2 protein-coding genes, 4 pseudogenes and 1 other annotated feature are annotated in these 6600 nt (G+C 54.9%); of the genes and pseudogenes, 3 read left to right on the forward strand and 3 right to left on the reverse strand.

The genetic code is table 11. From position 1 onward, the window contains the following. Positions 1-447: 447 nt before the first annotated feature. Both ACMX3H_RS04330 and tyrA read left to right on the forward strand, forming a co-directional pair. A pseudogene (locus ACMX3H_RS04330) lies at positions 448-1543 on the forward strand (3-deoxy-7-phosphoheptulonate synthase). Then, entirely contained in the window at positions 1537-2658 is a 1122-nt protein-coding gene (gene tyrA, locus ACMX3H_RS04335) for a bifunctional chorismate mutase/prephenate dehydrogenase (RefSeq protein ID WP_415209937.1), read from the forward strand. Before ACMX3H_RS04330 ends, tyrA begins: the two are co-directional and overlap by 7 nt. Before the next feature lie 51 nt (positions 2659-2709). Here the strand turns inward: tyrA and pheA are convergent. The 3 genes and pseudogenes from pheA to bamD form a co-directional block, all read right to left on the reverse strand. Next, positions 2710-3868 (reverse strand): annotated as a pseudogene (gene pheA / locus ACMX3H_RS04340) (bifunctional chorismate mutase/prephenate dehydratase). A 23-nt stretch (positions 3869-3891) separates the two neighbouring features. Further along, positions 3892-4019, reverse strand: a sequence feature (Phe leader region). A gap of 136 nt (positions 4020-4155) precedes the next feature. Then, positions 4156-4485 carry a ribosome-associated translation inhibitor RaiA gene (gene raiA / locus ACMX3H_RS04345; RefSeq protein ID WP_415209938.1) on the reverse strand — a complete coding sequence of 110 codons (330 nt, stop codon included), beginning with the start codon at positions 4483-4485 and terminating at the stop codon, positions 4156-4158. A 237-nt stretch (positions 4486-4722) separates the two neighbouring features. Continuing rightward, a pseudogene (gene bamD / locus ACMX3H_RS04350) lies at positions 4723-5450 on the reverse strand (outer membrane protein assembly factor BamD). Positions 5451-5581: 131 nt separating this feature from the next. On the opposite strand from bamD, the pseudogene rluD reads away from it, so the two are divergent. Continuing rightward, positions 5582-6560: pseudogene (rluD, locus tag ACMX3H_RS04355) on the forward strand (23S rRNA pseudouridine(1911/1915/1917) synthase RluD). The last annotated feature ends 40 nt before the right edge of the window (positions 6561-6600 follow it).

Consider the following 6600-nt stretch of genomic DNA (forward strand, 5'->3'; position numbering starts at 1 on the left):
ATCATCGCCGGATTATCCATGATCTGACAGCCGTCCCTTATAGGATGCGGGTTCACTAGGCATCGTAGTGGAACATATTCTTACCGGGCCATACAACAAACCCACCAATAATTCAAGACGTCCTCCACGGGGCGCTTACATTATTTACACCTTGGCTAGCATTTTGACACTTTATGTCCAATAAGTGATTTAAATTTTGGCGTGGGATGCGTATCATACCGCTATATCGCGCGCCTTTAGCGAAATCTTTCTCTCATGATGCCACTACTTCTCAGGCGGCCTTGCCGGTCATGAGCGGTGCGCACCGGAGTTCTAGGAGTAATAAATTATTTACACTCTTGGATTGAAAACTTTACGATTGCTGGTAAGGTAGCTTTCTATTACGCTACGGCGTAATAGGTTTAATGTAACGCCTTGCGGCCACCTCACAGAGTCAGGATCAGTATCATGCAAAAAGACGCGCTCAATAATGTCCATATCAGTGATGAACAGGTAATGATCATACCCGAATAATTAAAACGTCAGTTTCCTTTAAGCGAGGCTGAGCAGCACGCTATCGCTGAATCCCGGCGCACGATTGCGGATATCATTCACGGCCGCGATCCGCGCCTGTTGGTGGTCTGCGGGCCCTGTTCCATTCACGATACCGATGCTGCCTTTGACTATGCCCGCCGCCTGCAAGCCCTGTCAGCTGAATTGAGCGATCAGCTGTATATCGTTATGAGCGTCTATTTTGAAAAACCCCGTACCACAGTGGGCTGGAAGGGCCTGATTAACGATCCCTACATGGATGGATCTTTATGATGTCGAGGCCGGGCTGCAAATCGCCCCTGGTTTGTTGCTGGAACTGGTAAGAATGGGGCTGCCTTTGGCAACGGAAGCGCTGGATCCCAATAGCCCGTAATACCTTGGCGATCTCTTCAGCTGGTCGGCTATTGGCGCACGTACGACGGAATCCCAGACCCACCGGGAGATGGGGCGTCGGGCCTGTCCATGCCGGTAGGCTTTAAAAACGGCACCGACGGCAGTCTGGCCACCGCGATTAATATGATGCGCGCCGCGGCTATGGCCCATCGCTTTATGGGCATCAATCAGGCGGGTCAGGTTTGTCTGCTGCAAACGCGCGGTAATCCTGACGGACACGTGATTCTGCGCGGCGGCAAGCAGCCTAATTATCATCCGCACGATATCGCTGACTGTGAGCAACAGACGGCGGCGGCTGGACTCGCGGCAGCGTTAATGATCGATTGTAGCCACGGTAACTCCAATAAAGACTAATCGCCGTCAGGCAGAGGTGGCGCAGTCGGTGCTGGCGCAGATTAAGGCCAGTAATCGTTCCATTATTGGTTTAATGCTGGAAAGCCATATTCATGCCGGTAACCAGTCCTCGGAATTGTCGCGTGAGGACATGCGCTACGGAGTATCGGTGACCGACGCCTGTATTGACTGGGAAAGCACCGACAGCCTGCTGCGCCAGCTGCACGGTGAATTGCTGACGGTGTTGCCGCTGCGGCAGGCAGGGGGAGAAGTCGCGGCATGGTAGCAGAGCTTAACATCCTGCGGGACAAGATCAATGAGGTGGACAAGGCATTGTTGGATCTGCTGGCGAAACGTCTGTCGCTGGTTGCCGAGGTCGGAGAAGTTAAAAGCCGCGCCGGCCTGCCTATCTACGCCCCCGATCGTGAAACGGCGATGCTGGCTTCGCGCCGGCGAGAAGCCGCGGCATTAGGCGTACCGCCGGATTTAATTGAAGATGTGTTGCGCCGCGTGATGCGAGAATCCTACGCCAGCGAAAACGACAAAGGTTTCAAGACGCTGTGCCCGCAGTTGCGACCGGTGGTGATCATTGGCGGCCAGGGACAAATGGGGCGTTTGTTTGGAAAACTGCTGACGCTTTCCGGATACCAGGTCCGCACTCTGGAAAAAGAGGACTGGCTGCGCGCCGGTGCCTTGCTGGCGGATGCGGGAATGGTGATTGTCAGCGTGCCGATTCATTTGACCGTGTCGGTTATTGAGCAATTGCCGACGCTGCCGGAAGATTGCATCCTGGTCGATCTGGCCTCGGTAAAAAATGCGCCGCTGCAGGCGATGCTGGCGGCGCACAATGGACCGGTTTTTGGTCTGCATCCGATGTTCGGCCCCGATAGCGGCAGTCTGGCAAAGCAGGTGGTCGTGTACTGCGAAGGGCGCCAGCCGGAGGCCTATCAATGGTTCCTGGAACAGATCCAGGTATGGCGCGCGCGGTTGCACCGTAGCAGCGCCGTCGAGCACGATCAGAACATGTCCTTCATCCAGGCGCTGCGTCATTTCGCCACTTTCGCCTACGGCATGTATCTGGCGGAAGAGAATGTCGACTTGGAGCAATTGTTGGCGCTGTCCTCACCGATTTACCGGCTTGAGTTGGCGATGATTGGGCGCCTCTTCGCGCAGAATCCCCAGCTGTATGCTGATATCATTATGGCTTCCGAGGACAATTTGGCGTTGATCAAGCGCTATTACCGGCGTTTCGGCGTGGCGATCGCGTTGCTGGAGCAGGGCGATAAGCAGGCGTTTATCGCGCGATTCACCCAAATCGGCCGCTGGTTCGGCGATTATGCTGACCATTTCCTTGCGGAAAGCCGCGTGTTATTACGTCAGGCCAACGATAGCCGTAAATAAGGCGTTATAAGGTGAGGCGTGGCGGGTGCCGCCAACGGCCCCCCGCGCATGTCATTCCGGATCTACCGGCAGGACATTTTCGCTCGGGTAGCAGCCCAATACCTTCAGCGAACGCGTAATTGCCTGCAGCTCGCGCAGTACTTTTTGCATTTTCGCGCTGCGCAAATTGGCCTACACATCAATATAAAACATTTCTTCATGGGCATTGCCGTGTATCGGCCGGGACTCCAGGCGTGTCATCACGATACCGTGGGGTCCGCAGCACGAGCAGCGCCTCGACAAGAGCGCCGGACTGCTGGCCGGTGGCCATGATAAGCGTGGTTTTCGCCGGCACCTGCTCGGTGACGTCGATAGGCTTGCGGGCCAGCACGATAAAACGGGTGATGTTCTCCTGCTGGTTGGCCAGGTTATTTTCCAGCACCTGCAACCCGTACAAAGCCCCGCCCTGTCCGCTGCCCAGCGCGGCGACGGTGGGTCGGTTAAGCTGCGCCACTCTTTCCATGGCCGCGGCGGTGCTTTCGCAGTACTCAAATTCCCAGTGCGGGAAACGTCCCAGGAACTGGCTGCACTGTTGAAAAGGCTGCGGATGGCTGTAGACCACCTCGATACGATCGAGGTCGGTACTGCCGCTAACCAATACGCAGTGATCGATTGGGATAGCGATTTCGCCCACCAAAGACAGATGGGTGTGTTGCAGCAGATCGTACACTTCGTTGATTGAGCCCGAACTGCTGTTTTCAATCGGCAAAATACCGTATTCCGCCTGGCCCGTTTCCACTAACTGCACGATATCGCCGAATTTTTGGCAACCGCACTCTACAACTTGCTCAAAATAGCGCGCGCCGTACTGCCGCGCCGCCAGGTGGGAGTAGGAACCTTTAGGGCCCAGAAAGGCGATACGCGCAGAGCGCTCCTCCTGATGATTAAGATCCAGTTGCAGCAGGGCCTGCTGCGTTAACACGGAATCTTCGATAATCATTTGAAACAGTCGAGTAACGTAAAAACCGTCGAGGTCAAGTTTCTGGCCCTCGGTGACTAAGCGTTTTAGCAGTTCGCGCTCGCGGGCGATATCGCGTATCGGCCGTTGCGAGGCTATCTTGCTACACGCAACATCCAGTGCCAGAGCGCGCCTTTCCGCCAGTAAAGACAGCAATTTGAGATCCAGCGCGCTTATCCGATCGCGCTGCGTCAATAAAGTGTTGTCATTCATGATATTGGTTACCTTTCACGCCAACAAAAAAAGCCCCCTGTTTCAGGAGGCTTTGCGGTTCGTCTTCGCTTTATTTCTCACACGATGCGCGGCGGCCTCCTAGCATCGGAAGATAAAAAAGAAAGCGAAGAAAAACGGTGTGGTCGGCATAGTCAACTCGTTGGAAAGAAGAATAAGAAGCTACAGTAACCGCTCGCTTTTCCCCCTGTCAATATAAAACGCGCCCTGAGGGCGCGCTATCGAGGTGGTAACGTGGCCGTGCGCGGGTGGATCCGCCGGCAGGGGGATTATACCGCCATAAAATTCACGGTTTTGACACATTCCGCGGCGTGGCGCACTTCGCCCTTGTGCTGGACTTTATTGATTTGACGTTCAAGTTTCGCCAGCAGCTCGTTTATCGCCAGATACATATCCTGATGGGTCGCGCTGGCCACCAGTTGCCCATTGGGCGTGCTCAGCGTCGCGTCGGCCACAAAACCCTGCGGCTGTTTGGAGAGAATAATATGCGGATTAATCAGCTGGGTCTGCCATTTCGCCAGTTTTGCCAGGCGCTCTTCCGCGTGTTGACGAATGGCGGGAGTGATCTCCATTTGCTTACCGGTAATGTTGATTATCATAGAACTACCTCTCTGCGTGTTTCCGTCTACATAGTTTAAGCATACCCGCGAAGGGCATCTTTTGTGTGATTTGGATCACTTTTTTTTCGGCGTGGCGGCGGGGGGGGGACGGGTTCTGTGAGCAGGGGCCAGTAACGGGCTTTATCTTCTTGTCAGCGCCAGCACAATGGGGCAATATTGTTAAGTTAACCATACAAAAACGGCAGCCTTGGCTGCCGTCTGGATTATGCCGTGCCGTTAGGCCGGGTTTGACGCGATAATCTTCGTCACTTTGTCCGCCTGGCCGTTCAACTGCAATTCCCGATAGGCTTTTTCCATATAGGSCAGCGCCTGGCGCGTCGCCTGCGTATCGGGGAAGTCGCGYAGCATTTGCTCAACGCGGTTAGCCACCGCTACATAGGCGCCGCGTTTGTTGTAGTACTCCACCACCGACAGTTCATGCTTGGCCAGCCGGTCTTTGAGAGAAACCAGACGTTTGGTGGCATCCATGGCATACTGGCTGTTCGGATAACCCCGAATCAGCTGCGTGAAATCGCGAAACACCGCGCGCGCTCCGGGTTGCGATCGGAACGGTCCACGCCGAAGAATCCCTGTAATGCGCTGTCGTCCAGCGCCATATCAGTCAATCCACGCATGTAAAGTACGTAGTCGACATTCGGATGGGTGGGATTAAGCCGCAGAAARCGATCGATGGAGGCTTGCGYCAGCGGCAGGTCGGCGGATTTGTAGTAAGCATAAATCAAGTCAAGYTGAACCTGTTGCGCGTAGGGACCGAACGGATAGCGGTTATCCAGCGCCTCCAGCTCCTTGATAGCGCCTTTATAATTACCGTCCTGCAGCTTTTGCTGCGCGGAGGCATAGATCTCGGAGGGGGGATTATCGGGAACGGCGTCTTTGTTACTGGAACAACCCGCCAGCACCAAGCTCAGTGTGGCGGCTGCCACCAGATATTTCATACGCATCATGACGTTTTGCTTATCCTCAGAGTGTTATTCCGAGAGACTGTCCGTTTAGCTCCCGGATGAGACTAGCTACAATAGCATACTATTTTAAACGGCATCGCCGTGAAAACCCAACGTTAAYGAAGATACATTATATGGCACAGCATCAACACCTCACCGGAACGGTGAATGAATCACAACTCGGGCAACGTTTAGATCAGACTTTGGCTGAAATGTTCCCTGATTATTCACGATCGCGGATAAAAGCCTGGATCCTTGACGGCCAGGTGAGGGTGAACGGACGGGTCACGGCGGTGCCCAAAGAAAAAATGCTTGGCGGTGAAGCCGTTGAGATACAAGCCATTATCGAAGAAGCGCCGCGCTGGGAAGCGCAAGCTATCCCGTTGAATATTGTTTATGAAGATGACGATATTCTTGTCATCAATAAACCCCGTGATTTGGTGGTCCATCCTGGCGCCGGCAATGCCGATGGCACCGTATTGAACGCTCTTGCACTATTTTCCTCCCATCGTGGATGTGCCCCGAGCGGGGATCGTCCATCGTCTGGACAAAGACACCACCGGTTTGATGGTGGTGGCCAAGACCGTGCCGGCGCAAACCCGCCTGGTGGAGTCGCTGCAGGCGCGGGAGATTACCCGCGAATACGAAGCGGTCGCTATCGGTACCATGACCGCCGGCGGCACCGTGGAGCAGCCAATCGCTCRCCACGCTACCAAGCGGACGCATATGGCGGTACATCCGATGGGTAAGCCAGCGGTGACCCATTACCGCATTATGGAACWCTTTCRCGCCCATACGCGTCTGCGACTGCGTCTRGAGACCGGCCGCACCCATCAGATCCGCGTCCATATGGCGCATATTAACCATCCGCTGGTAGGCGATCCCCTTTACGGCGGCCGTCCGCGACCGCCTAAAGGCGCTAGTGAAACGTTTAATGAAGTGTTGCGCCGTTTTGATCGCCAGGCGCTGCATGCCACCTTGCTGCGGCTTTACCATCCCATCACCTCGATTGAAATGGAATGGCATGCTCCGCTGCCGCAGGATATGGTGGTGCTGATAGCGGCGTTGAAAGAAGATACCGAACTGTTTAAAGAAAGTATGGACTGGCTGTGAGCCGGCTTATTCTGCCGGACTGGCCCGCGCGCCCGCAGNT

The organism is Sodalis sp. (in: enterobacteria), from assembly GCF_047607725.1.
In the GTDB taxonomy this organism is placed as follows: domain Bacteria; phylum Pseudomonadota; class Gammaproteobacteria; order Enterobacterales; family Enterobacteriaceae; genus JBLKSS01.

Bases quoted from the DNA above. Each gene is read 5' to 3' on its own strand.
- tyrA (WP_415209937.1), top strand. From the start codon at position 1,537: ATGGTAGCAGAGCTTAACATCCTGCGGGACAAGATCAATGAGGTGGAC.
- raiA (WP_415209938.1), bottom strand. From the start codon at position 4,485: ATGATAATCAACATTACCGGTAAGCAAATGGAGATCACTCCCGCCATT.